This is a genomic window from Geothrix limicola (assembly GCF_030268085.1).
GTDB classification, from domain to species: domain Bacteria; phylum Acidobacteriota; class Holophagae; order Holophagales; family Holophagaceae; genus Geothrix; species Geothrix limicola.
This window is the reverse complement of record NZ_BSDE01000002.1, coordinates 107643-131678: the sequence shown is the minus strand read 5'-3', so window position 1 is coordinate 131678 and position 24036 is coordinate 107643. Positions and strand designations below refer to the sequence as shown.

General features: G+C 66.9%; 15 protein-coding genes. 7 read left to right on the top strand and 8 right to left on the bottom strand.

Annotation, left to right across the window (positions count from 1 at the left end; genetic code table 11):
• Positions 1–46 precede the first annotated feature (46 nt).
• Genes QSJ34_RS06310 through QSJ34_RS06290 form a run of 5 tightly spaced genes read left to right on the top strand, consistent with a single transcriptional unit; the run spans position 47 to position 8268 of the window.
• Positions 47–2521: an ATP-dependent Clp protease ATP-binding subunit gene (locus tag QSJ34_RS06310; protein ID WP_285571877.1), complete on the top strand. Its 2475-nt coding sequence runs from the start codon at positions 47–49 to the stop codon at positions 2519–2521.
• Complete coding sequence (bamA, locus tag QSJ34_RS06305) at positions 2518–5091, top strand: outer membrane protein assembly factor BamA (RefSeq protein ID WP_285571874.1); 2574 nt, start codon at positions 2518–2520, stop codon at positions 5089–5091. The genes QSJ34_RS06310 and bamA overlap by 4 nt, the downstream gene beginning before the upstream one ends.
• 59 nt (positions 5092–5150) lie before the next feature.
• Entirely contained in the window at positions 5151–5759 is a 609-nt protein-coding gene (locus QSJ34_RS06300; RefSeq protein WP_285571872.1) for an OmpH/Skp family outer membrane protein, read from the top strand.
• Between the two features lie 21 nt (positions 5760–5780).
• The gene (locus tag QSJ34_RS06295) at positions 5781–7013 is read left to right on the top strand and encodes a spinster family MFS transporter (protein ID WP_285571869.1); all 1233 of its coding nucleotides are present in this window, start codon (positions 5781–5783) and stop codon (positions 7011–7013) included.
• Between the two features lies 1 nt (position 7014).
• Positions 7015–8268 (top strand): 1-acyl-sn-glycerol-3-phosphate acyltransferase, encoded by a 1254-nt coding sequence (locus QSJ34_RS06290; RefSeq protein ID WP_285571866.1) that lies wholly within the window; start codon positions 7015–7017, stop codon positions 8266–8268.
• Positions 8269–8318: 50 nt separating this feature from the next.
• Here the strand turns inward: QSJ34_RS06290 and QSJ34_RS06285 are convergent, their stop codons facing one another.
• Both QSJ34_RS06285 and QSJ34_RS06280 read right to left on the bottom strand, forming a co-directional pair.
• Positions 8319–10841 carry a hypothetical protein gene (locus QSJ34_RS06285; protein WP_285571863.1) on the bottom strand — a complete coding sequence of 841 codons (2523 nt, stop codon included), beginning with the start codon at positions 10839–10841 and terminating at the stop codon, positions 8319–8321.
• 124 nt (positions 10842–10965) lie between these two features.
• Complete coding sequence (locus QSJ34_RS06280; protein WP_285571860.1) at positions 10966–12099, bottom strand: coiled-coil domain-containing protein; 1134 nt, start codon at positions 12097–12099, stop codon at positions 10966–10968.
• A gap of 174 nt (positions 12100–12273) precedes the next feature.
• Between QSJ34_RS06280 and metK the strand changes: the two genes are divergently transcribed.
• Positions 12274–13416, top strand: a complete 1143-nt coding sequence (gene metK, locus QSJ34_RS06275; protein WP_285571855.1) for a methionine adenosyltransferase — start codon at positions 12274–12276, stop codon at positions 13414–13416.
• Positions 13417–13479: 63 nt separating this feature from the next.
• Here the strand turns inward: metK and QSJ34_RS06270 are convergent, their stop codons facing one another.
• The 5 genes from QSJ34_RS06270 to QSJ34_RS06250 form a co-directional block, all read right to left on the bottom strand.
• Positions 13480–14400, bottom strand: a complete 921-nt coding sequence (locus QSJ34_RS06270) for a diguanylate cyclase (RefSeq protein ID WP_285571852.1) — start codon at positions 14398–14400, stop codon at positions 13480–13482.
• Positions 14401–14403: 3 nt separating this feature from the next.
• The gene (locus QSJ34_RS06265) at positions 14404–15414 is read right to left on the bottom strand and encodes a glycoside hydrolase family 3 N-terminal domain-containing protein (RefSeq protein ID WP_285571849.1); all 1011 of its coding nucleotides are present in this window, start codon (positions 15412–15414) and stop codon (positions 14404–14406) included.
• 4 nt (positions 15415–15418) lie between these two features.
• Positions 15419–16249 (bottom strand): response regulator, encoded by an 831-nt coding sequence (locus QSJ34_RS06260; protein ID WP_285571846.1) that lies wholly within the window; start codon positions 16247–16249, stop codon positions 15419–15421.
• Complete coding sequence (locus QSJ34_RS06255; protein ID WP_285571843.1) at positions 16246–17676, bottom strand: HD domain-containing phosphohydrolase; 1431 nt, start codon at positions 17674–17676, stop codon at positions 16246–16248. Before QSJ34_RS06255 ends, QSJ34_RS06260 begins: the two co-directional genes overlap by 4 nt.
• A 120-nt stretch (positions 17677–17796) precedes the next feature.
• Complete coding sequence (locus QSJ34_RS06250) at positions 17797–20370, bottom strand: ATP-dependent Clp protease ATP-binding subunit (RefSeq protein WP_285571839.1); 2574 nt, start codon at positions 20368–20370, stop codon at positions 17797–17799.
• A 193-nt stretch (positions 20371–20563) separates the two neighbouring features.
• Here QSJ34_RS06250 and QSJ34_RS06245 point away from each other — a divergent pair, with 193 nt between their 5' ends.
• Positions 20564–20992 carry a YybH family protein gene (locus tag QSJ34_RS06245; RefSeq protein WP_285571836.1) on the top strand — a complete coding sequence of 143 codons (429 nt, stop codon included), beginning with the start codon at positions 20564–20566 and terminating at the stop codon, positions 20990–20992.
• 4 nt (positions 20993–20996) lie between these two features.
• Here QSJ34_RS06245 and QSJ34_RS06240 read toward each other — a convergent pair whose 3' ends face one another.
• Positions 20997–24029, bottom strand: coding sequence for a serine/threonine-protein kinase (locus tag QSJ34_RS06240; protein ID WP_285571833.1), 3033 nt, complete (start codon positions 24027–24029; stop codon positions 20997–20999).
• Positions 24030–24036: the final 7 nt, after the last annotated feature.

The window sequence follows — 24036 nt, the reverse complement described above, 5'->3', positions numbered from 1 at the left end:
GAACCATCCTGGTTCCGGCGCCATCCATAACCCGGAAGGGTGTCCCGTGTTCGAAAAATTCACCGAAAAAGCCCGTCGTGTGATGTTCTTCGCCCGCTATGAGGCGAGCCAGTTCGGTGCGGAAAGCATCCAGAGCGGCCACCTCCTGCTGGGACTGCTGCGGGAATCGGAAAAGACCAGCACCCAGCTGCTCGAGCGCATGGGTGTGCAGGTGAGCGCGCTGCGCGAGCGCCTGGTGGCCTCCCTGACCCCCAAGGACAAGAAGATCACGCCCAGCAGCACCAGCATCGACATCCCCATGGAGGAGGAGGTCAAGCGCATCCTCCAGCACGCCACGGCCGAAAGCGCCAAGCTCAACCACAAGCATGTGGGGGCCGAGCACCTGCTGCTGGGCATGCTGCGCGAGGAGGGCTGCCTGGCCGGGCGCCTGCTCAAGGAGGCCGGCGCGGATCTCATCGCCGCCAAGGAAATCCTGCTGGAGAGCACCAAGGAAGAAAAGATCGCGAAGAAGAAGAAGGAACATCCGCTCCTGTCCGAATTCGCCCGCAACCTTTCGGAGATGGCCGAGCGCGGCATCTTCGACAACCTCATCGGGCGCGATTCGGAAGTCGAGCGCATCGTCCAGATCCTCAGCCGTCGCCGCAAGAACAACCCGATCCTGCTGGGTGAGGCGGGCGTGGGCAAGACCGCCATCGTGGAGGGCCTGGCCCAGAAGATCCACGAGGGGCTGATTCCCCCCAGCCTGGCGGACAAGCGCATCTACGCGCTGGATCTCAGCCTCGTGGTGGCCGGCACCAAGTACCGCGGCCAGTTCGAGGAGCGCCTGAAGTCCATCATCGCCGAGGCCAGCAAGGATCCCAGCGTGGTGCTCTTCATCGACGAGATCCACTCGCTCATCGGTACCGGCGCGGCGGAAGGCAGCCTGGACGCCGCCAACATCCTGAAGCCGGCCCTGAGCCGGGGCGAGATCCAGTGCATCGGCGCGACCACGCACAAGGAATACGCCAAGTACATCGACAAGGACCGCAGCCTGGTCCGCCGCTTCCAGCCCGTCACCGTCAATCCTCCTGACGAGTCCGAGAGCCTGCGCATCATCGAGGGCATCCGCAGCCGCTACGAGCTGTTCCACCGCGTGCGCTATACCCCGAAGACCATGGAAGCCTCGGTCTACCTGTCCAACCGCTACATCACGGACCGCTTCCTGCCCGACAAGGCCATCGACCTGCTGGACGAGGCCGGCGCGCGCGTGAAGCTGCGGGTGGGGCCCGGGGGCGTCTCTCCCGAAGGCCAGTCGCAGGAAGACGAGCTGCACCGCGTCATCAACGAGATGAACGAGGCCGTGCTCAGCCGCGACTTCGAAAAGGCGGTGCTGCTCCGCCAGAAGGAGCTGCAGCTGCGCGAGGAGATCCAGAAGAACCGCACCGAGCTGACGGACGAGGACTACGCGCGCTTCCCCGAAGTCACCGAACAGGACATCGAGGACGTGGTGGCCAGCTGGACCGGCATTCCCGTGAAGGCCCTCAAGGGCGACGAGAAGGCCAACCTGGTGAACATGGAACCCAAACTCAACGAGCGCGTCATCGGCCAGCCCGAGGCCGTGAGCGCCGTCGTGCGGGCCGTGCGCCGCGCCCGCACGGGCCTCAAGAATCCCAACCGACCCATGGGATCGTTCCTCTTCCTCGGTCCCACGGGCGTGGGCAAGACGGAGCTGGCCAAGACGCTGGCGGCCTTCCTGTTCGGCGACGCGAAGAAGATGATCCGCTTCGACATGTCCGAGTACATGGAGAAGCACGAGGTCTCCAAGCTGCTCGGGGCCCCTCCGGGGTACGTGGGCTACGAGGAGGGCGGCATGCTGACGGACCGCATCCGGCGGAATCCGTACTGCGTCCTGCTCTTCGATGAGATCGAAAAGGCCCACCCCGACCTGATCAACATCCTGCTGCAGATCTTTGACGATGGTCAGGCTTCGGACGCATTCGGGAACCTGGTGGACTTCAAGAACACCATCATCATCATGACCTCCAATGTGGGAAGCCGCGAATTGCTGGTGGAAAAGGGCCTCGGCTTCGTCGAGCAGAGCGGCCGTCCCGACGCCAAGACCGGCGACGCGATGAAGGTCCTGAAGCGCACCTTCCCGCCCGAGTTCCTGAACCGCATCGACGAGATCGTCGTGTTCAACCGCCTGGGCGACGACGAACTGCGCAAGATCGTCCGCCTGCTGGTGGAGGATCTCAACGTCACCCTCCAGAAGCACAAGTTGATCGTGAGTCTCACGGACGCCGCCTGCGACTGGTTGGTGAAGACCACCCTGCGGGACCGTGCTTATGGGGCCAGACCTTTGCGCCGGGCCATCCAGAAGCAGGTGGAAGATCCCCTCGCGGAGCTGATGGTGGGCCAGGACACGGTGCCTTCGGGCCTGGTGAATTTTGATTTGGTGGACGAGAAGCTCGTCCCCACCCTGTCTGATACTGGAGACGTGGCCGCTGGCCAGGAAACCCATCTGGTCGGAGCGCCTGAATGACGCAGCAAAACATGGTTTGGAACCGGGTCCGGCCCCGGTGGTGGAAAGGCGTGCTTCCCCTGGCCCTCGTGGCAGGCTTCGCGCTGCCTCTGTGCGCCCAGGATCTCGAGCCCATCGTCACCATCGAGGTCATCGGCGCCCAGAAACAGACCTCGGAAACCGTAATCTTCAAGTCGGGTGTGAAAGTGGGCGACGACCTGCGCACCCTGGACTTCACGGAGGTGCTGGAGAAGCTTTGGGCCAGCGGATCCTTCGATGACATCAAGCTCGAACTGGAGGACGCGCCCGGCGGAAAGAAGCTGGTCATCCGCATCAAGGAACGTCCCCTGATCAAGGAAGTGGACTTCCGCGGCGGCACGGAAGTGGGTCTCACCAACATCAAGGACAAGGTCAAAGAGAAGAAGCTGACCATCAATCTGGACACGGTCTACGATCCGGAGGCGGCCCGCAAGATCAAGGATCTGATCGTCGATCAGGCCGGTGAGAAGGGCTACCGGAACCCGGTGGTCGACATCACCCTCGAACCCATGGCGGGCGGCGTGGCGCGTCTGGTCTTCGAGATCAAGGAGGGCGGCAAGGCCAAGATCTACCAGGTGGCCTTCCGGGGCAACAAGGTCTTCAGCAGCGCCCAGCTGCGCAACATCATGAAGAAGACCCGCAAGCACTGGATGTTCAGCTGGCTGACGACCCATGACCTCCTGGTGGACAAGAACCTGGAAGAGGATCTCGAAAACCTCAAGAAGGCCTACTGGCAGCAGGGCTACAAGGACGTCTTCGTCGGCAAGCCCATCATCGAAGTCGAGGACCGCACCACCGCCAAGCAGAAGAAGAAGAACGAGAAGCGGGAGAAGGAAGCAAAGTCCCCCAAGTACGACCTGCGGGCCACGCTGACCATCCCGATCCTTGAGGGGGATCGCTTCTACGAAGGCACCTTCAAGACGGAGGGCGGGAAGCTGTTCCGCGAGGGGTACTACAAGGCCAAGTACGCCGAAGTGAAGCGCGACAACCGCTCCATCCTGCGGAAGTTCTTCAACGTGAAACCCTCGACCGAGGATCCCAAGCCGGGCGAGAAGCCCGTGCCCTTCGATCTGGACGCCGTGAACCAGACGGTGGACAAGATGAAGGAGGATTACTCGAACCAGGCCTACATCATGTTCCACACGGAGAAGAAATTCGACGTGCGCGAAGAGGATGGGGTCAAGAAGGTGGACACCACCCTGAAGCTCGACGAAGGGGAGCTTTACACGATCCGCAAGATCGAATTCGAAGGCAACCTCACGACCAAGGACAAGGTGCTGCGTCGCAGCATGCTCATGCGCGAGGGTGATCCCTTCCAGACGGACCGTTTCAAGGATTCGCTGCTGAGCATCAGCCAGCTGAGCTTCTTCGATGTGAAGAGTTCTGAGCCGAAGGTGGAGCCGGTCCGAGACAAGCCGCAGGTGGACATCGTGGTTCGGGGGGAGGAAGCCGGTGTCAACGAAGTCCTCTTCCAGGGCGGATACGGTTCCCTGTTCGGCTTCTCGCTGGGTGTGAGCTTCTCCACCCGGAACCTGGGCGGCGGTGGCGAAACCCTGTCCCTCAGCTACAACGGCGGCAAGTTCTCGAAGAACGCCTCGATCGGTTTCACCGAGCCCTTCGTCTTCGACCTGCCGTACTCCTTCTCGGCCTCGGTTTCCAATGGATCTGCCGACTACGACGCGTCCCGCGTCGGCATCCAGAACGCCTACAGGCAGTTCACCCGCAGCCTCGGGGCGTCCGTCGGCGCGCGCCTCAGCAACTGGATCCCGAACGAGCCCTGGGCCTTCTTCACGACCTATTCGACGGGCTACAGCTTCCGCCTGATTCGCATCGAAGGCGGCCAGAACTTCTACTTCCGGGATACCCCGAACCAGCTCACCTCGACCTTCAGCCAGAGCCTGGCCTACAGCACCGTGAACCACCAGTTCAAGCCCACGGCGGGCACGCGACTCTCCTTCGGCCTGGAATACGGCGGTTGGCAGTTCGGCGGCGACCGCCCCTTCCTGCGGGCCACCTGGGAATTCGCCAAGTTCGCCAACATCGCCGACCGGCACATCTTCGCCCTCAACATGACCTACGGGTACCTGCAGAACATGGGCCGGGACGATCTGCCGCTCTACGATCTCTACCGGCCCGGTGGTGAGAACAGCATCCGTGGTTACCGCTACGGCCAGGTGGGCACGGTGCTCCAGGACAACGCCGGCAATCCGGTGGTCGTGGGTGGCAACAAGCAGTTCATCGTCAATGCAGAGTACCAGTTCAAGATCGCCGATCAGTTCCGTCTCGTCTTCTTCTACGACGCCGGGAATGCCTGGGGGAGCGGCACCAAGATCTTCAGCCACGATCCTGTCACCTACACCCTCAATGGAACGAGTACACAGGTCACTTACACCAACCCCTCCCTCATCCGCTCGGCGGGCCTGGAGTTCCGGTTCTTCCTGCCCATCAGCCCGGCGCCCTTGCGCCTGATCTGGTCGAGGAAGCTCAACCCCTATCCCTTCGATACGGAAAGCAAGACGGACTTCCAGTTCTCCATTGGAACCACCTTCTAATTCCCGGCCGAAGGCCGCCTGGTTATTCGCTACAATAGCTGTTTCGTCCTGGAGCTCCCATGCGCAAGATCGCCCCGTCCCTGGCCGCCCTCTGCCTGTCCGCGGCCCTCGTCACCCCGGCCGCCGCGCAGGAGGCCCCCCGCTTCGGCTTCTTCAGCATCAACCAGCTGGTGCGCAGCTCGAAGAAGGCCGGCGCCATCTTCTCCGAACTCGAGATCACCGGAAAGAACCTGCAGGAGAAGCTGCAGGCCAAGGGGCAGGAACTGCAGACCCTCCAGCAGCAGCTGAATTCCCCCAGCCTGGATCCGGACAAGAAGGAAGCCCTGGCCAAGAAGCTTCGTGACGTGGAGTTCGAAGCCAAGAAGATGCAGGAAGACAGCCAGGCCGAATACCAGCGCATCGAGAAGAAGGTGGGCGAAGCCATCACGAAGCTCGCGAACCCCATCGTTGAGCAGCTCGCGCGGGAGCAGAAGCTCCAGATGGTCTTCTCGGACCAGGCCGTGCAGGTCCTCGCCTGGGGTGAGCAGGAGTGGATGAAAGCCTTCACGAGCGAAGTCGCCAAGCGCCTGGATGCCAGCGAAGGCACGGCTGCCGCTCCCGCCGCCCCTGCGACGAAGCCTGCCGCCAAGCCGGCCGCTAAGCCCGCCACCGCCGCGCCCAAGAAGTAGCCCGGTCCGAACCCGCCCGCGATGACCGCCGCGCGACGGCTGCTCCTGCTGCTCACCGGGATCAACCTGGTGAACTACCTGGATCGGTACGTCGTCGCGGCGGTGCTCGAACCGCTGGGCAAGGAACTGCACCTCACGGATGCCCAGCTCGGTCGCCTGACCCTGGTGTTCATCCTCGTCTACATGTGCGCCGCGCCCGCGTTCGGCTACCTGGCGGACCGCTTCCATCGCCCCCGGCTCGTGGCCGGGGGCGTGGCTTTGTGGAGCCTGGCCACCGCGGGTGCCGCCTTCATCCACAGCTATCCGGCCCTGCTGGTGATGCGGTCACTGGTGGGTGTGGGCGAGGCCGCCTACGCCACCCTGGGGCCGGCCATGCTGGCGGATGGATTCCCCGAGGCGGAGCGCGCGAAGAAGTTCACCTGGTTCTACCTCGCCATCCCCGTGGGCAGCGCCTTCGGCTACGGCCTGGGCGGGCTGGTGGCGGGGTCCTGGGGCTGGCGTGCGGCCTTCATGGTGGCTGGGATCCCAGGCCTGGCCCTGGCGGCCTGGATGGCCTTCCAGATGGATCCGGTCCGCGGAGGCATGGACGCCCTGCCTGATACCGATGCCGCCGAACCCTATCTGAAGCGGCTCCGCCACATCTTCTTCAATCGCATCTGGCTGGCCTGCACGGCCAGCTACGTGGCCTACACCTTCGCCATGGGCGCCCTCAGCATGTGGAGCCCCACGCTGCTCCAGCGCCGCTTCGCCGTCAGCACCGCCAAGGCGGGCCTGGTCTTCGGAGGACTGGCCGTGGTGACGGGCATCCTCGGCACCTTCCTCGGAGGCTGGCTCACGGACCGCTGGCAGAGACGCTGGCCGGATGCCGGAGCCCTGCTTTCGGGCCTCACCCTCCTGGCGGCCGCGCCCATCGTGGGTTGGGCCCTCGGCACCTCCAGCCTGCACCTGGCCTACCTGAGCTTCTTTGTGGGCATGTTCCTGCTCTTCGTCAACACCAGCCCCGTGAACGCCCTGACGGTGAGTTGTCTGCCCGCCAGCGTCCGAGCCACCGGCGTGGGGGTGAACGTGCTGCTCATCCACCTCATGGGCGATGCCATCAGCCCCGAGCTGGTGGGCCGCCGGGCCGATGCGCTGCATGCCGCGGGACTGGGTGGCGGGGACGGGCTGGCGCGCGCCCTGACCCTTGTTCTGCCGGCCATCCTGATCAGCGGCCTCGCCCTTTGGTGGGCGCGGCGTCGCCCCGCGCAGGCCTGACGTGGCCCGCAGCCGGACCGCACGGTTCCTCGGCTGGATCTGGTTCCGCGACCTGCGCCGGGAGGGGCCCGACCTGCCTCCAGGCCCCTGCCTGATCCTCCTGAACCATCCCAACGGGCTGCTGGATCCGCTGGCGGCGGCGGCCCTGCTGGACCGGCGCGCCGGCTGGCTGGCCAAGGCCACCCTTTGGAAGATCGCGCCCCTGCGGCCCTTCCTGGCGGCCTTCCGGGCCATTCCCGTGACGCGGCCCAAGGATGGGGGAGCCACGCCCGAATCCATCCAGCAGAGTTTCCACAAGGTCCACGAGGTGCTGGCCCGGGGTGGTTCCGTCGCCCTGTTTCCGGAGGGCGTGAGCCACACGAATGCCGACCTGGCGCCGCTGAAGACCGGTGCGGCGCGCATGGCCCTCTCCAGCCCCGCGCCGGTGTCGATCATTCCCGCCGGGCTGGTCTACGGCGAGCGGGCCGCCTTCCGGCACAGCGTCCTCCTGCGTCTCGGCGCGCCGATTCCCTTCGCGGATCTCGCCGGGCGGGGCGCCGAGCCCGAGGCCGTGACCGAACTGACGGCGCGCATCCGCGCCGCGCTCAAGCCCCTGACGCTGCACGGCGCGGACGTGCGGTGCCTGGCCCTGGCGCAGGAACTGGCCTGGCTCATGGCTGAGGCGCCAGGCAGCCGCGTGGATCTGGAGGCCCTGCGGGCGCGGGTCCAGGGCCTGCTGCCTCATTTGTCCACGCTCCCCGACGAGGTGCTCGCCTCGCTCGAAGCGCGGGTCCACGCCGCCCAGGCCTGGCTTCGTAGCAAGGGCCTGCGCCCCGATCAGGTGGGCCACCCCTATCCCGGGGTGGAAGTGCTCCGCTGGCTGCCCCGGGCCGCGGCGAGGCTCAGCCTGGCGGTGGTGCTGCTGGGGCCGGCGCTGCTCTACTGGCCGCCCTACCGGCTCGTGGGCTGGATCGCGGGCCGCGTCACGGACGAAGGGGACCAGACGGCCACCCTGAAGCTGCTGGGAGGCGCCCTGGTGCATCCGCTCTGGGCCCTCCTCCTGGCAGTGCTTGCGGGGCTGCGCTGGGGGTGGGCCGCCGCGTGGGTGCCTCCCGCGGCCCTGCTGGTGGCCGGCCTGGGGCTGCCCCACCTGGAGCGCGCGGCCGAAGACCTGCAGGCCATCCGTGGCTTCCTGAGGCGCTGGGATCCGGCGGTGCCCGAACTGCTCGAAGCCCGCCGCCAGCTGCTGGAGGCCTTCCCCGAGCTGAAGGGCTAGACAAAAAAGGAGGGGCGGCGAACCGCCCCTCCAGGCCAAGCATGGATGGATCAGAAGGAATAGGGATCCACGACGATGTTCAGTCCCGAACCGCCGACGGCGGGGCCGCCGAGGAAGAAGAGCAGCTGCTTCTGCGCGGCGCCGGTGTTGGCGGGTGTCGTGTTGTCGAGCAGGAAGCCGTGGTCGATGCCGGTCTGGTTGAACTGGAAGTAGCCTTCGGTGGGGCTGGTGGCGGCCGGCGAGTAGGCGGCTGCGAGGGCCTTCAGGGTCGTTGGGGTGGCGCCGGCCATGAAGGGGACCTTGGGGGCCGTGTCGCCCTTGTAGACGAGCTGGTTGAAGCCCGGCGCGAAGTCGTAGCCGAAGAGGGTGCGGCCGCCGAGGGCCTGGCCCAGGTAGCGGGTCGTGTAGTTGGGAATCACGGTATCGCCCACGGCTTCCTGCATGGCCGTGCGTCCCGAAAGGCGGGAGGGCAGGCCCGTCGTGAGGGGCAGGGTCATGGAAGCGGGATCCACAGGGTCGACGAGGGTCTGGGCTACGAGGAAGAACTGGGTGTAGGCCGTGGTGCCGGGGACGACGGTGCCGCCGGAGGCCGCGCTGAGGCCGGCGTTCACGGTGGGGCTGAAGGAGGGGCTGTCCTTCAGCAGGTAGGCCAGGGTGCTGCCGGGCACGGAGAGGAAGCCCTTCATGTCGTTGTTCAGCGTGGCCTGGGTGTAGGGTGCGCCGCTGGTGGCCAGAGTCGCATTGCCGGCCAGGTAGTAGGCGCCGCAGATGGAGCCGAGGCTCTGGCCCACGAAGGTGATGTTGCCCGTGGCTCCGGGTGTGGGATAGCCCGTGATGGCGCCGCCCGCATAGGTCGCGAAGGCGGTGCCGAAGGGCGTGCCCGTGCGCATGAGGATCTCAAGGCGGTGCAGGTTCAGGGCAGCCTGTTGGACGTTGGTGCGGCCCGTCAACAGCGAGGTGAGGGACATGAAGTCCGACCCCCAGTTGGCCTGCTTTTGGGCCTTCACGGCCGCGGTGTCACCGGCCAGGACCTGATTGGCGGGCTGGGCCAGGGCGCCGTGCATGGGCAGGTCGATGGCGATGGTGGCCTTGCCCGACATGGCGATGGTGTTCGCGGCAGCGGCGGCGGCCTCCTTCTGGGACGTGATGCCGTGCTGCAGGATCACGGTCTTGTAGGTGGCGGCCCCGCCCACGGGAATGAAGTAGACGAAGGGGATCTGGCGATCGGTGTTGTAGAAGCCGAGCAGCTGCCCGGCGGTGAGGCCTCCGCCGGTCGCGGCGGCGCGCACGGGCTGGGTGATGCCGGTGCTGTAGCTGTAGGGGTTCGTCGCGCCCTGGGCCGTGCCGCTGCCACCGGCGAGGGTGGTCAGATCGACACCCGCCGAAGTGGCAGTGGCGGCGACGGCCGGATCCATCTGCAGGTCGGCGCTGTGGTACGAGCCCAGCACCACGGTGCTGATGTTCGTGTAGGTGGAGGCGGGCAGCCCGAGAGCCCCGAAGTAGGTCGCGGCCGGGAGGGCGGCGCTGATGGTGACGGTGTTGTTCCAGGCCTTGGCGGCCCCGAAACTGCCAGCGGCGAAGCCGCGAAGGATGGCGTCCATGGGCTTGATGGTGGTGCTGTCCGAAGCCAGGGTGCGGATGCCGCCCGCGCCGGTGGTGATGAAGCGGCCCATCAGGGTGATGTTGGCCCGGGTGGCGATGCCCGTGGCGGTGGCGCCGGTCTTGGCGGTGGTATCGGCCGCGGCGTTGGCGATGAGGTCGCTCATCACCTTGGCGTAGCCCGAGAGCAGCACGTTCGTTCCGCTCATGTTGTCGGCGCGGATGGGCTCGAGGGCGGCGAAGGAGCCGGTCAGGGCGGTGGTGGACTTCAGGGCTTCAAAGTAGGGTGAGGCGACGATGGACTTGGCGGGGGTGCCCTTGTCCTTCACACCATCGGTGACGACATAGAGGAAGCGGGCGCCGGGGGTGAGGGGCACCTTGGGGAAGAGCAGGAATTCCTGGCCGCTGGCCTGGGCGCCGGCATTGGGGCAGGCGGCCGAGGCGGTGTAGGTGAAGAGTCCGGAGACGTCCTGGAAGCCGAGGGTGGCGTTCTCGGTGAGGCCGTTCGAATCAGGCAGCACCTGGAACACCTTGACGGTGCTCGGCGTGACGGTGGTGGCGTCCACGGCGCCGGAGAAGGCGAAGTAGATGGGAGCATTCAGGCCCGAGACGGCGTGGGTGGAGAAGGTGGTGTCGGGGTAGCCGTAGTTGGGGCCGCCGACTTCGTGGTAGGCGACGTAGGCCAGGGCCTCGGGGGGCTGCATGGGCACGCCGTAGGGGCGGGCGCCCGTCACCGTGGCGCCGGTCAGGGGATTGATCCAGGCCTTGGAGATGGGATCCACCGCCGCCGCCGTGGCGAGGATGTTCGGAAGCGGAATCTTCGCGTTCGCCGGATCGAACACAGCGGCCGTCGCGCTGGGGATGGAACTCGTCCCCGTGACAAGGGTCGGAGCCTTGGAGTCTCCGCCGCCGTTGCAGGCGAACAAGGTCAACAGGACAGTTCCGAAGGCCGCTTGAGTCAAGCGTCGATGCATCGCACACCTCATGGGTGGGGTTGAAGAGAACGGTGAATGGGTGTTCCGACGATAGTGGGGCTGGCCTCGAAATGCCAGACAAAACAAAGGCCCCCGAAGGGGCCTGTGCTTGACTTCGGGTAGCCTAATCGGTCACTGCAAAGACGACCTTATCGTTCTTAAACCGGCTCACGGTGATGAGCTCGATGGTGGCGGTCATCTTGTCTTCGCTGATGGTGAGCTTGTAGTGCTCGTCCTTCAGATACGAGCCCGGCACCACGTTCACCTTGGCGATCTTCTTCAGGCCCAGGTCGGCGGCCTTGATGATGATGGTCTTGGCGGAGCGCAGGTCGAGGCTCTGGGTGAAGACCTCGTCGCGCCAGTTCTTGCCCGCGCGGTCCTTGGCGAAGACGGGGATCTCGATGATGCCGTCGGCCTTGAGCTTGTCGCGGGTGCCGATGACGTAGTGCAGCGAGTTCAGCTTGGCCAGCTGACCGGCGTTGTCGGCCTGGAGCTTGGTGCGCTCTTCGATGAGGTTGGCGCGCTCGGACTGAAGCCCGGCGATCTCCTCGGTGATCTTCTGCTTCTGGCTTTCGAGGTCGCTGACTTCTTCCTGCAGCTTCTCGTTGGCGGCCACGGCTTCATCACGCTCGCCCTCGATCTTTTCGCGCTCCTGGCGCATCAGGTCGCTGGGGCTGATCTTGGCCTTGCCCTGGGAAACCCAGGTGCCATAGGTGCCATTGGCGTAGAAGTGGTAGACCTCGAAGCCCGGGGCCAGCTTGTCGAGGATGGCCACGCGGCTCACGAGCTTCTTGGCCTCGGCCTCGGGCACGCCCTTCTTCTTGAGGAACCGCATGGCCATGCCGTAGTGGCTGTCGTTGGGCTTGGCCACGTCGGGCTTGGGCAGGTCCGCCTTGAGCTTGGCGAGCTTGGAGTTGAGCTCCTTGATCTCCTTGTCCTTGTCGAGCACTTCCTGGAGCAGGGCCTGGTACGAGCTGTTCTTCTCGTTCTTGATGCGCTCTTCCAGAGCCTTCTTCTGCTCATCCGTGAGCTGCAGCGTTTCGGCGTTGGGCTTGATATCGTTGACGCCCGCCTGGGCCAGCTTCTTCTGCTGCTCGGTGCCGGCCTGGTTCAGCTGCTGGTTGGCCTTGTCGGCTTCGGCAGCCTTCTGGGTGAGCTCCTTGATCTGGGGGTCTTCGCGTTTGCACGCAGTGGACACCGTCAGGATGGACGCGGCCATGAGGGCCAGGGCCAGCGTCGGTCGGCGGAATGAAATCATGGGTTCCTCCACAAGGGGGCGGTATGTGCTTGCTTCAAAAGGACGGGGAACTTCCCACTCTAGTCTTTAAGGCTAAGACAAGGCAAGGTTACGTGCGTCATCCAAAAGATGTATTCGCGATATAGTCATTGTTTCCTCCGAACGGACGTTTGGAGGTGTTCCGAGGAGTCCAGCATGGCCACCCAGGGGCGGCACCTGTTCACATCCGAGAGCGTCACCGAAGGGCATCCTGACAAGATGGCGGACCAGATTTCCGATGCGGTGCTCGATGCCGCGCTGAAGGATGACCCCCGCAGCCGCGTGGCCTGCGAGACCCTGCTGACCACGGGCCTGGTGCTGGTGGCCGGCGAGATCACCACGGAGACCTACATCCCCGTCGCCTCGCTGGTCCGCGACGTGGTGAAAGACATCGGCTACGACCACCACATCAAGGGCTTCGACTACGCCACCTGCGCGGTGATGGTCACCATCGACCAGCAGAGCCCCGACATCGCCATGGGCGTGGATACGGGCGGCGCCGGCGACCAGGGCCTGATGTTCGGCTACGCCTGCCGCGAGACGCCGGAGCTGATGCCCGCGGCCATCCACTTCAGCCACCTGCTCACGCGCAAGCTGTCCGAGGTGCGCAAGAACGGCCAGCTGCCCTGGCTGCGCCCCGACGGCAAGTCCCAGGTCACCGTCGAATTCGACGGCGATCAGGTGAAGCGCATCCACACCGTCGTCATCTCCACCCAGCACGATGAGCACGTCACCCAGAACACCATACGCGACAGCATCCTGCAGGACGTCATCAAGGCCGCCCTGCCCATGGACCTGCTGGACAGCCAGACCATCTACCACGTGAACCCCACCGGCCGCTTCGTCGTGGGCGGGCCCATGGGCGACACGGGCCTCACGGGCCGCAAGATCATCGTCGATACCTACGGCGGCAGCGGCCACCACGGCGGCGGCGCGTTTTCGGGCAAGGATCCCAGCAAGGTGGATCGCAGCGCCGCCTACATGGGCCGCTACATCGCCAAGAACATCGTGGCGGCGGGCCTCGCGAGCCGCTGCGAGATCCAGCTGGCCTACGCCATCGGCGTGGCCGAGCCCGTGTCCATCTCCGTGGACACCTTCGGTACCGGCCAGGTGTCGGACGAGGCCATCGTGCGCGCCGTGCGCGAGGTCTTCAGCTGCACCCCCAAGGCCATGATCGAGGCCCTCGATCTGCGCAAGCCCATCTACCGCGCCACGGCGGCCTACGGCCACTTCGGCCGCCCCGAATTCAACTGGGAGAAGCTGGACAAGGTCGACGCGCTACAGAAGGCCGCGAAGTAGGCCGATTCCTCCAACCTATGTAGAAGCGGCCCAACCGGGCCGCTTCTGCGTTTCGGATTCAGGCTAGGTGGCCGCTTCCACCCGGTTGCGGCCGCCTTCCTTGGCGCGGTACAGGGCCTCGTCCGCCAACTTGAGGAGGTTCTCGGCATCCGGCAGGTCGCCCTGTCCCTCGCGCGAGGCAACGCCCATGCTCGCGGTCTTCTTGAGCATGGCCCCGTCGAGTTCGTGCTCGAGTTCGGCGAACTTCTGGCGCAGGGTCTCGGCCACCTGGACGGCGGTGGCGAGATCCGTGTGCGGCAGCACGAGGGTCAGTTCTTCGCCGCCGTAGCGAGCCGCCAGATCGGTGTTGCGCACGCTGGATTTCAGCATGGCGCCGATGTTGCGCAGCACGACGTCGCCCATGGCGTGGCCGTAGGTGTCGTTGACGTGCTTGAAGTGATCGATGTCGATCATCACGACGGAAAGGGGCGTCTTGTAGCGGCGGGCCCGGGCGACTTCCTCCTCCAGGCGCGTCATGAGGCGGCGCCGGTTGGCTAGGCCCGTGAGCACGTCGGTGACGGAGAGCGATTCGAGCTGGGCGTTCTTTTCGCGCAGCTCATCCTGGAGCAGCTTCAGCTTGGTGTGGATGCGCACTCGGGCCAGCAGCTCCTTCTCGTGGAAGGGCTTGGTGACGTAGTCGGAGGCACCGCGCTCGAGGATCTCGGCCTTGCGGTCCAGATCGTCCTCGGCGGTGAGGATGATGACGGGGATCTGTTCGAGTTCCTTGCGGCTGGCCTTGAGGCCCAGGAACTTCAGGCCGTCGAAGCCCGGCATGACCAGGTCGCAGAGCACCAGGTCGGGCGGCGTTTCCATGATGGTCTTGAAGGCCGTGAGGCCGTCGGAGGCCTCCATGAAATGCACGAAGCCGCCGTCCTTCATGAGGACCGCCTTGATCTCGCTGCGGATCATGGCGTTGTCATCGACGATGAGGATGCGTCCGGCCATGGATCAGATCCTCCCTGCGGAAGTGTGAACCCGCGACAGCCAATCTTTCCAGCGCTGGGATTCGAAGGGGACGGGTGGAGGCAGGTGCCGGCGCATGGCCCGCGAGGCCTTCAGGGCCGGAGCCCAGAGGCTTTCCGGCAGCTGGGCCGCCGCCTCTGCGCAGGCGGTCCAGCCCGCGGGCGTCTGGCAAACCAGCAGCCACTGGTGCCCAGCCTCCAGGGACAGCCGCACCCGATCTTCCCAGCTCCAGTCCGCGCAGCCGCCCATCTCCAGATCATCGGGCAGGAAACGGCCCTGGATGCCCCAGGGATTCTCGGCGACGGAGCCTCGGTGCAGGCTGGCGGGGGCCCCGGAGCTGGCGGGCGTGCGCAGGTGGGCGACCATTACGAGCCGATCGGTGTGGGAGAGCGGGACGAAGGCGCGGGCGTTGCGATCCACCTGCTCTGTGTCTTCCAGCGCGGGCAGGCCGAGGTGGCTGTCCAGAGTGGTGCCGCCGAGCCCCGGGAAATGCTTGAGGCAGCCGCGCACGCCCATGGATTCCAGCCCGTGGAGGAAGGCCCCGGCGGCTGAGGCGGCCTCGAAGGGATGTTCGCTGGCGGCGCGGTCCCCGATGCCGGCGCCGGGGTGCCCATCCCAGAGGTCGACCACGGGGGCGAAATCCACGTTGAAGCCCAGCATCCGCAGGCCCTCGCCCCAGAGCCGTCCCCAGGCCGAGCAGGCCTCGGCGCCACCCTGGGTCCAGAGCTGGCGCAGGGGTGGCGTGGGGCCCGTCCAGGGCCGCAGGCGGCTGACGGGGCCACCTTCCTGGTCCAGGGCCACGGCCAGGGGCAGGTCGGTTCCGTAGCGAGTCTGTAGGGCGTCGATGAGGGATCGGCACCGGGCGGGACCGGTCTCGGGATCGGGATCGAGGTTCCGCGCGAAGAGGATGATCCCGCCCGGGTGGAAGGGCAGGTCCACGTCCTGGGCGTCGACGCCTCGGAAACCGGTCCAGAGAAGCTGCTCGGAGCTATGCATCCCCTCACCTTACCCGGAGGGCCAGCTCCAGGTGGCGGGCAAGCAGCAGGAAGGTCTGATCGCTTTCGGAGAACGTGGAGCGCTCCTTGAAGCCTAAGTACAGCCAGCCGGCGTTGCCCAGGGGGAGGAGGTGCTCCTCGTTGTATCCGAAGTGGGGCGCCACCAGTGGGCCCGGCCGGGGCCGCTCCAGCTTGGCGGGCAGGGGCAGGGGGCCCCGGGCGAGCAGGCGGCGGAGGCTGCCGTCCTCCTGATGGCTGTAGCAGGCCAGGCCCCCCGGCGCCCAGTGCAGGCAGAGGCGGTCCAACAGTGGATCGAGGGCGGCGGCGGGCGAACGCGCGTCGAGCCCCTGGAGGCTGAGGTCGCAGAGGGCGAGGGCCTCCTGGTGGGCGGCCTGCAGATCCTGGCTGCGGCTGAGGATGCGGGATTCCAGCTCCTGCTGGTAGGCACGGAGCTTCTGCAGCAGGCTCGCGTGATCCAGGGCCCGGTCCAGGACGACTTCGATTTCGCCGAGGCGGAAGGGCTTCTGGATCAGGTCGTAGGCGCCGCGCTTGAGGGCTTCGATGCTCGTGTCGAGGGTGGCATAGCCGGTGATGAGGATGCAGAGGGTGTCGGGGAAGTGATGCCGGATGGCGCCGATGAGATCCAGGCCCGTCTGCCCCCCGGGCATATGCAGATCCGTGAGGACGACGGGGAAGGCGCGCTCTGCCATGCGGGTCAGGGCGGCCTCGCCGCTGGGGACGGCCTCCGCGGAATATCCGTGGTCTCGCAGGGCCTCCAGCAGCGTGGTGCGGACATCCGCTTCGTCATCCACGATGAGGATGGGCTCCTGGATCATGGCGTCCGCCCCCAGCCGATGGTCCGCTCGTAGATCTTCGCCTCGAGGAAGATCTTCAGCACCTCCGCATCCAGTAGGTTCACCTTGGCCTCCTGCTCCAGGATCTGCAGGCTGCGCTCGATGCTCACGGCGGCCTTGTAGGGCCGGTCCGCCGCCGTGAGGGCGTCGTAGACGTCGGAGACGGCCATGAGCTTGCTCTGCACCGGAATGTCGGGCTCCTTGAGCTGGCGGGGATAGCCCTTGCCATTCAGCCGCTCGTGGTGGGCCCAGGCGATCTCGGGCACGCCCGCCAATTCGGTGGTCCAGGGGATCTGGCTGAGGAACTTGTAGGTATAGGAGACGTGGCTTTCGATCTCCTGCCTTTCCTTGGCGGAGAGGCTGCCTTTGGGAATCTTCAGCAGGTCCAGATCATGGGGCTCGATGAGGGTGCGCCGATCCCCGCTCCAGTGCTGGAAGGTGAGGTCTTCCAGGAGGTCCAGTTCCTGGGCCACCTCTTCAGGCAGGATGGTGGGTTCGTTGCTGCGCCGCACCAGCTCCATCAGGCGCTGGGACTCCACCTCCTGCTGGTGGAGGAGGCTGCCCACGGTGTCGTGATCGAAGCTGTGGCCCTTGCTCCAGGAATCGAGCATGCGGTCGCGCATGGCTTCGAGGGTGCGCTGGTGCAGGCGCTGGAAGATGCTTTCGAGGCGTTCCCCCTCGATCTTCTTGGCCTTCACGAGCACCTGCTCGCGGACACCCACCTTGCCGAAATCGTGCAGCAGGCTGGCGTAGCGGATCTCGCGGATCTGGATGGGATTGAAGTAGAGTTCGCCGTAGCGCCCGTTGGGCGTGTTGTTCACGGCCTCGGCCAGGCCCACGGTCAGGTCGGCCACGCGGCTGGAATGGCCGGAGGTGCTGGGATCGCGGGCTTCAATGGCGGTCACGGAGGCGTTCACGAAGCCTTCGAAGAGCCGCTCGATGTCGTTCTTCAGCCCGAGGATCTCCTGGGTGCGGGCCTCCACCATGCGTTCGAGGTTCTGCTGGTACTCCTCGTTCTCGCGCAGCAGGCGGTAGTGTTCCAGGGCCCGCTCCAGGCTGGCCTCGATCTCGGCAAGCTTGAAGGGCTTCTGGATGAAGTCGTAGGCTCCGCGCTTGAGGGCCTGGATGGCGGATTCCGTCGTGGCGTAACCCGTCATCAGGATGCCCATGGCCTGGGGGTCCTCGTCGTGGATGGCCCGCAGCAGTTCCAGGCCCGAGAGCCCGCCGGGCATGTTCAGATCCGTGAAGATCACGGGGAAGTGCTGCTCATGCACCCGCGCCAGGGCCTGGGCTCCGCCATCGGCGCCGACCGCGGCATAGCCCTGGTCGTGAAGGGCCTCCACCAGCAGGTTTCGGAGATCCGCCTCATCGTCCACGATGAGAATGGGGATGGGGGCAGTGAGGGGCACGCAGACTCCTGGTACCCGAACCCTATCGGACTGCGAGGCAAACGGGGCAAGTTTTATGCAGTCAGATGTATCAGTCGAAGGCTAAGGTTTTTCCTGTGCAACTTTAGGCCGCGCCGAGCGCTACTGGACGGCCTCGATCTCGACGGCGAGTTGACCCTCGCGAACCGCCAGCCGGGCCAGGCCGCCGGGTTGGAGTTGGCCCTGAAGGACCAGGCGGGAGAGGGGATTCACGACGGCCTGCTGGACGAGGCGCTTGAGGGGGCGCGCACCGAAATGGGGATCGAATCCCTCGGCGGCCAGCCAGTCGAGGGCGGCCTCGGGCACCTCCAGCTCCAGTCGCTGGGCCTGGAGCAGGGCCTCCACCCGCTTCAGCTGGATGCGGGCCACGGCCTTCATGTCTTCGCGGCTCAGGGAGCGGAACATCACCACTTCATCGAGGCGGTTCAGGAATTCGGGACGGAAGTGGCCGTGCAGGGCGGCCTGGACGGCGGCTTCGGCCTTGGAGGGATCGCCGCCGGCATCGAAGATGGCCTGGCTGCCCAGGTTGGTGGTCATGAGCACGACGGTGTTGCGGAAGTTCACCGTGCGGCCCTGGCCGTCCGTGAGGCGGCCATCCTCCAGCACCTGGAGGAAGAGGTCGAAGGTCCGCGAATGGGCCTTCTCCATCTCGTCCAGCAGGATCACGGCGTAGGGGCGGCGGCGGATGGCCTCCGTGAGGCGGCCCCCCTCTTCGTAGCCCACGTAGCCGGGCGCCGCGCCGATGAGACGCGTGGCATCGGCCTCGTGGGTGAACTCGCTCATGTCGATGCGCACGAGGGCGTTCTCGTCGTCGAAGAGGAATTCCGCCAGGGCCCGGGCCACTTCCGTCTTGCCCACACCCGTCGGGCCCAGGAAGAGGAAGCTGCCGATGGGCCGCTTGGGATCGCCCAGGCCCGCGCGGTTGCGGCGCAGGGCGTCGGCGATAGCGATGAGGGCCGGATCCTGGCCCACCACGCGTTCGCCCATGCGGGCCTCCATTTTCAGGAGCTTTTCCACCTCGCCCTCGAGGATGCGGCTCACGGGGATGCCGGTCCAGCGGCTCACGATGGCGGCGATGTCGGGCTCACCCACCTCCAGGCGCAGCATGGCACTCTCCCGGGGCGAGGTGGCCGCCAGCTGCTTTTCCAGGGCCGGAATCTCGCCGTACTCGAGGCGGGAGGCCCGTTCGTACTCGCCCTTCGTCTTGGCCTGGTCCAGCTCGATGCGCAGGTCGTCCAGCTTCTTCTGGAAGGCGCGGGCCCCCTCGATGACCTTCTTCTCGTTCTCCCACTGGGCGCGGAGCCGGCCCAGCTCCTCGTTCAGTTCGGCCAGCTCCTTTTCAAGATCGGCCAGACGCGCGCGGCTGGCGGCGTCCTTCTCCTTCGTCAGGGAATGCCGCTCGAGCTGGAGCTGCATCTCGCGGCGCTCGCGGACGTCGATCTCCGTGGGCCGGCTATCGATCTGCATGCGCACGGCGCTGGCGGCCTCGTCCATGAGGTCGACGGCCTTGTCCGGCAGGAAGCGATCCGAGATGTAGCGATGGCTCAGCTGGGCGGCGGCCACCAGGGCCGCGTCCTGGATACGCACGCCGTGGTGCAGCTCGTAGCGCTCCTTCAGCCCGCGCAGGATCGATATGGCGTCCTCGACGCCCGGCTCCTCGACGAACACGGGCTGGAAGCGGCGCTCCAGGGCGGCGTCCTTTTCGATGTGCTTGCGGTACTCGTCGAGCGTGGTGGCGCCGATGCAGCGCAGCTCGCCGCGGGCCAGGGCGGGCTTCAGCAGGTTGGCGGCGTCCATGCCGCCCGATACCGCGCCGGCGCCGACGAGAAGGTGCAGCTCATCAATGAAGAGTACGATCTGGCCTTCGGCCTTTTCAACCTCCTGGATGACGCCCTTCAGGCGCTCCTCGAACTGGCCGCGGTACTGGGTGCCGGCCACGAGGGCGCCCATGTCGAGGCCCATGACGCGCAGGCCCTTGAGGCTTTCGGGCACGTCGCGTTTTTGGATGCGCTGGGCCAGGCCTTCCACGATGGCGGTCTTGCCCACGCCGGGCTCGCCGATGAGCACGGGATTGTTCTTGGTGCGCCGCGAGAGCACCTGCAGCACGCGGCGGATCTCCTCGTCGCGGCCGATGACGGGGTCGAGTTTGCCGGCGGCGGCCAGGGCCGTATAGTCCTTGGCGTACTTCTCCAGGCTGGCGAACTTCTCCTCGGCCTTCTCGTCCTCGACCTTCGACCCTTTGCGCGTTTCGCGAATGGCCGTCTCCAGCTTCTTGCGATCCAGCCCGAAGCGCTCGAGCACCTGCTTGGCGTCCGTGTGGGCATTGGTCAGGGCCAGCAAGAGGGCGTCCGTGGCGAGGAAACGATCGCCCAGGCCCCGGCCCGTGTCACTGGCCACCTCCAGGAAGTGGCGGAAGGCGGGGCCGACCTGGGGCTCGGCGCCGCCCACGGCCCGGGGCAGCTTGGCGATGAGGGTTTCGGCGGCTTCGGCCAGACCCTGGACGGATTCCGGGGTCAGACTGGCCCGCTCCAGCAGGGGGCCGAGCCCGGCTTCGGCGGCGAGCAGGGCGCCCAGCAGGTGCTGGGGCACGAGCTCGGGATGCTGGTCCTGTGCGGCCCGCCGCTGGGCGGCCACGAGGGCGTCATTGGCTTTCTGGGTGAAGGGGAGGAGGGACATGGAACACCTCGGGTCCAGGATGATTCAAATTTGATGTTAATGCACTAATATTTTCTTCATTTTTTGAAACGAACTCGAGCTCAAGCCCTTCCCCAAGGAGGCGGATGCTCTTGTTGAGCTGGTTTTTTCTTAAAAGAAGCGTTGAGTCTCAATCAATAAAGCGCATGCTGAGGCCGCTTCCCAAGGAGATGCCATGCGTGCACTGCTGCTTTCCGCCCTGCTGGTCCTGCCGCTAGCGGCCGATTCGGCCCTGAAGGCCAAGGTGGACACCGTGAACGACGCCTTCGCCGCCGCCATGCTGAGGGGCGATGCCGCCGCGGTGGCCGCCTTCTACACCGACGATGCCCAGTTGTATTTCTTCAAGGGCACCACCCTGAAGGGCCGCGCCGCCATCCAGGAATTCATGACCGGGATGTTCAAGGGCATGAAGGTGAAGGCCATGAAGATCGTCTCCGAGGAATCCCACCCCATGGGCGACGCCATCCTGGACCAGGGGCATTACGAGATGACCAGCGAGGCCGAGGGCAAGGTGCAGACGGACAAGGCCCGCTACATCCAGGTGCTCAAGAAGGGGCAGGATGGCCAGCTGCTGCTCTTCCGCGACTGCCCCCTGCCGGACTAGCCGTTCAAGCCAGGCCCCTCCGCGTCGCCTCGCGTTTCAGGGCGGCGTTCAGGCCGAGGGCCTTCGCCGCGAGGGCGCGGGCTTCGCCGCCCCTCCCTTCCTTCAGCAGGCGTTCCGCCTCCAGGAGCTGGGCCCAGCCGTCCCATGGACGGGTCTGGGCGGTGGCCCGCAGGGCGGTGGAGGCCCGGGGATCCAACGGCAGCCTCAGGTTGCGAGAGGCTTCGAGGGCCAGGGCGCCCCAGGCGAGCCGCAGGCCCGGGTTGCCGGGAGCGGCGGCCACGGCCCGTCCATGGAGCTCCAGGGCCTGGCGGGCCAGGGCCTGGGCGGAGGCTCGCGGTTGCGTGGCCAGGGCCGAGAGGAAGCGCTCGCGGGCCTTGGCGGCCAGGGGCTCTGGATCGCCGGGCCCCTGGGCGAGGGCCTTGTCGACTTCCTTCCGCGCCTCCGCCAGGTCGGCGGCGGCGTCGCGGCCCTGGTCCAGGTCGGCGGCCGCGCGATCCAGGAGGGCCCCGACCAGGCCGAGGCGGGACTGGCGGGAGGAGGGCTGGAGCGCCAGGCCCTTCCGGTGGCAGCGGAGGGCCTCCCCCAGGGCCGGGCGGGGATCGGCGCCCGTCCAGGCCTGGTACTGGGCCAGGGTCTGGAAGGCGCTGCCCTCGCTGAAGTCATGACCCACCCAGGGGTGCAGGGCGGAGGCGGCCTCCAGCATGTCGGCGGCGGCCCTGACCTCGGTGGCGGGATCCGTCCCGGTCATGAGCCGGCGTTCGCCGCGCAGGGCGTGGATGTTGCCGAGGGCATCGAGGAGGTAGTCGTGCAGCCGCGGCTGCTGGAGCGCCTTCTGCAGCCCCGCCTCGGCCCGGATGAGGAAGGGCTCGGGATCCCGGCCCTGGGCCATTTCCAGCTCGGCCCGGTTGCGCAGCACGGTGGCCCAGTTCACCCAGAGGGAGGCTTCGGCGGGACGCAGGGCCAGGGCCTTCTCGGCGTTCGAGGCGGCCGCGTCCAGGTCGGTGCTGGGGTCCTCGCCGCGGTTCAGCAGGTAGGTGGCCCAGCGGCGGTGGATAGCGGTGCCGTAGCTGTAGGCCCGCCAATGGTCCGCGTCCACCTCCAGGGCCTCGTGGACGGGTTCGAGGGCCCAGGCGCGGTCCGCCGGCAGGGCCCGGCCCTGATCCAGCTTCAGGCCCAGCAGCGCGAAACGGCGCTGGGCCTCCTCCACCAGCGGCTCCGGGGAGCTGCGGGCGCGGTCCTGCGCGGCGGCGATGCAGGCCCCCTGACGTTCCATCTGGGCCAGCGCCTCCTCCCGTTTCCCGGTGGCGAGCAGGTTGGCGGAAAGCTCCTTCCGGACTTCGGCTTCCAGCAGCCAGGGTTCGGGGAACCAGGGCTGCTGGGCCTGGGCTTCCTTCGCCTGGCCGAGCGCCTCGTCGTAGCGGTTCTGGACGAGGGCCAGCAGACCCCGGGCGTAGGCCGAGCCCTCCAGGCTGCGGCCCTGCGCCTCGCGCAGGAGGGCCAGAGCGGGATCGCGAAGTTTGGGGGCCAGATCCTTGCGGCGTTCTTCGAGGGCCTGGCCGTGGAGTCCCTCAAGCTCGCCCACGTAGAGCCGCGCGAGGGTTGTGCCCAGGGCCTGGGCCGCATTGGCATCCCAGGGCGCGGCCCTCCGGGCCGCCTCCAGTTGGACGCGGGCCTTCTCCAGATCGCCCAGGGCCAGGTAGCCCCGCCCCAGGGCTAGGCGGGCGGCCCCCTGGGCCCACCGGCCCTGGCGCTCGGTTTCGGCGAGGAGGCGGGCCAGCTCGGCGCGGACTTCCCGAAGCTCGGGCCCCGTGGGATGGCGGGGCAGGCTGCGCACCTGGAAGATGCGGCTGTTGAGGCGCTCCACCTGCTGGGCGAGCTCCTGAGCGAAGCCCACCTGCGACCGGGCCCTCAGGGTGGAGATCAGGCCGTAGCCGGCGGCCAGGATCAACAGGGCGAGGAGTCCCGCCGCCGCGCGGTTCTTGCGGAAGTGCTTGCCCGCGCGATAGGCGAGGGAGGGCCGCCGCGCGAGGATCGGATCGCCGTCGAGGAAACGCCGCAGGTCCTCGCCGAAGGCCCGGGCGGAGTCGTAGCGCCGCGCGGGATCCTTCTCCAGGGCCTTGAGGACGATGGTCTGGAGATCCCTCGGGATATCGGGCGCCAGGCGGGAGGGCGGCAGGGGTTCTTCCCCGACGATGCTCTGCATGAGGGTGAGCGGTGTCTCGTTCCGGAAGGGCGGCACGCCCGTGAGGCACTCGTAGAGCATGGTGCCCAGGGCGTAGACGTCCGAGCGGCGGTCCACCCTGTCGGCGCGGCCTTCGGCCTGCTCGGGGCTGAGGTAGGTGGGGGTGCCCATGATGGCGTGGGTGTGGGTGCGTGAGGCGCCGTCCATGTCCCGCGCCACGCCGAAGTCCATGACGTAGGGATGCCAGCCGCTGTCCACCTTCCGCAGCATCACGTTGCCGGGTTTCACGTCGCGGTGCACGATGCCCACGCGATGGCAGGCGTGCAGGGCCTCCGCGACCTGCAGGAGGATCTCCACTTTCGTCTGGAGGTCGAGATCTTTGTGGGCGTCGCGCAGGGTGGGGCCGTCCACGAACTGCATGACGAGGTAGGGATGGCCATGGGCCTCCCCGGCTTCGAAGATGTGGCAGACGTTGGGGTGCTCGACCTGGGCCTGGGCGCGGGCCTCCTGGAGGAAGCGGGCCGTGTCCTCCGGTTCGAGGCGCTTGAGGAACTTGAGGGCCACGGTGCGCTGCAGCTGCTGGTCGAAGGCGCGGTAGACCACGCCCATGCCGCCCTCCCCCACGACCTCGGGATTCTCGAACCGCCCCCCTTCGCGCAGGGGGAAGCGGGCCAGGAGTTCATTGCGGCCCAGGCCCGGGGCGGGGGCGCCTGAATCGCCGCGGGAGGAGTCGTCATGGGCCCGCCAGAGCCGGGTGGCCTCGTATCCGGTCGTCGGAGTCTCGGCCGTCCAGTCGTCATCAAGGCCCGGAAAGCCGGGGAGTGGCTGCTGGGGATCCGGAGCGCGATCAGTCATGGGGTGG

Coding starts and splice junctions, on each gene's coding strand:
- bamA (WP_285571874.1), top strand. CDS start 2,518: ATGACGCAGCAAAACATGGTTTGGAACCGGGTCCGGCCCCGGTGGTGG.
- QSJ34_RS06240 (WP_285571833.1), bottom strand. CDS start 24,029: ATGACTGATCGCGCTCCGGATCCCCAGCAGCCACTCCCCGGCTTTCCG.
- metK (WP_285571855.1), top strand. CDS start 12,274: ATGGCCACCCAGGGGCGGCACCTGTTCACATCCGAGAGCGTCACCGAA.
- QSJ34_RS06260 (WP_285571846.1), bottom strand. CDS start 16,249: ATGATCCAGGAGCCCATCCTCATCGTGGATGACGAAGCGGATGTCCGC.
- QSJ34_RS06270 (WP_285571852.1), bottom strand. CDS start 14,400: ATGGCCGGACGCATCCTCATCGTCGATGACAACGCCATGATCCGCAGC.
- QSJ34_RS06250 (WP_285571839.1), bottom strand. CDS start 20,370: ATGTCCCTCCTCCCCTTCACCCAGAAAGCCAATGACGCCCTCGTGGCC.
- QSJ34_RS06300 (WP_285571872.1), top strand. CDS start 5,151: ATGCGCAAGATCGCCCCGTCCCTGGCCGCCCTCTGCCTGTCCGCGGCC.
- QSJ34_RS06285 (WP_285571863.1), bottom strand. CDS start 10,841: ATGCATCGACGCTTGACTCAAGCGGCCTTCGGAACTGTCCTGTTGACC.
- QSJ34_RS06295 (WP_285571869.1), top strand. CDS start 5,781: ATGACCGCCGCGCGACGGCTGCTCCTGCTGCTCACCGGGATCAACCTG.
- QSJ34_RS06265 (WP_285571849.1), bottom strand. CDS start 15,414: ATGCATAGCTCCGAGCAGCTTCTCTGGACCGGTTTCCGAGGCGTCGAC.
- QSJ34_RS06245 (WP_285571836.1), top strand. CDS start 20,564: ATGCGTGCACTGCTGCTTTCCGCCCTGCTGGTCCTGCCGCTAGCGGCC.
- QSJ34_RS06280 (WP_285571860.1), bottom strand. CDS start 12,099: ATGATTTCATTCCGCCGACCGACGCTGGCCCTGGCCCTCATGGCCGCG.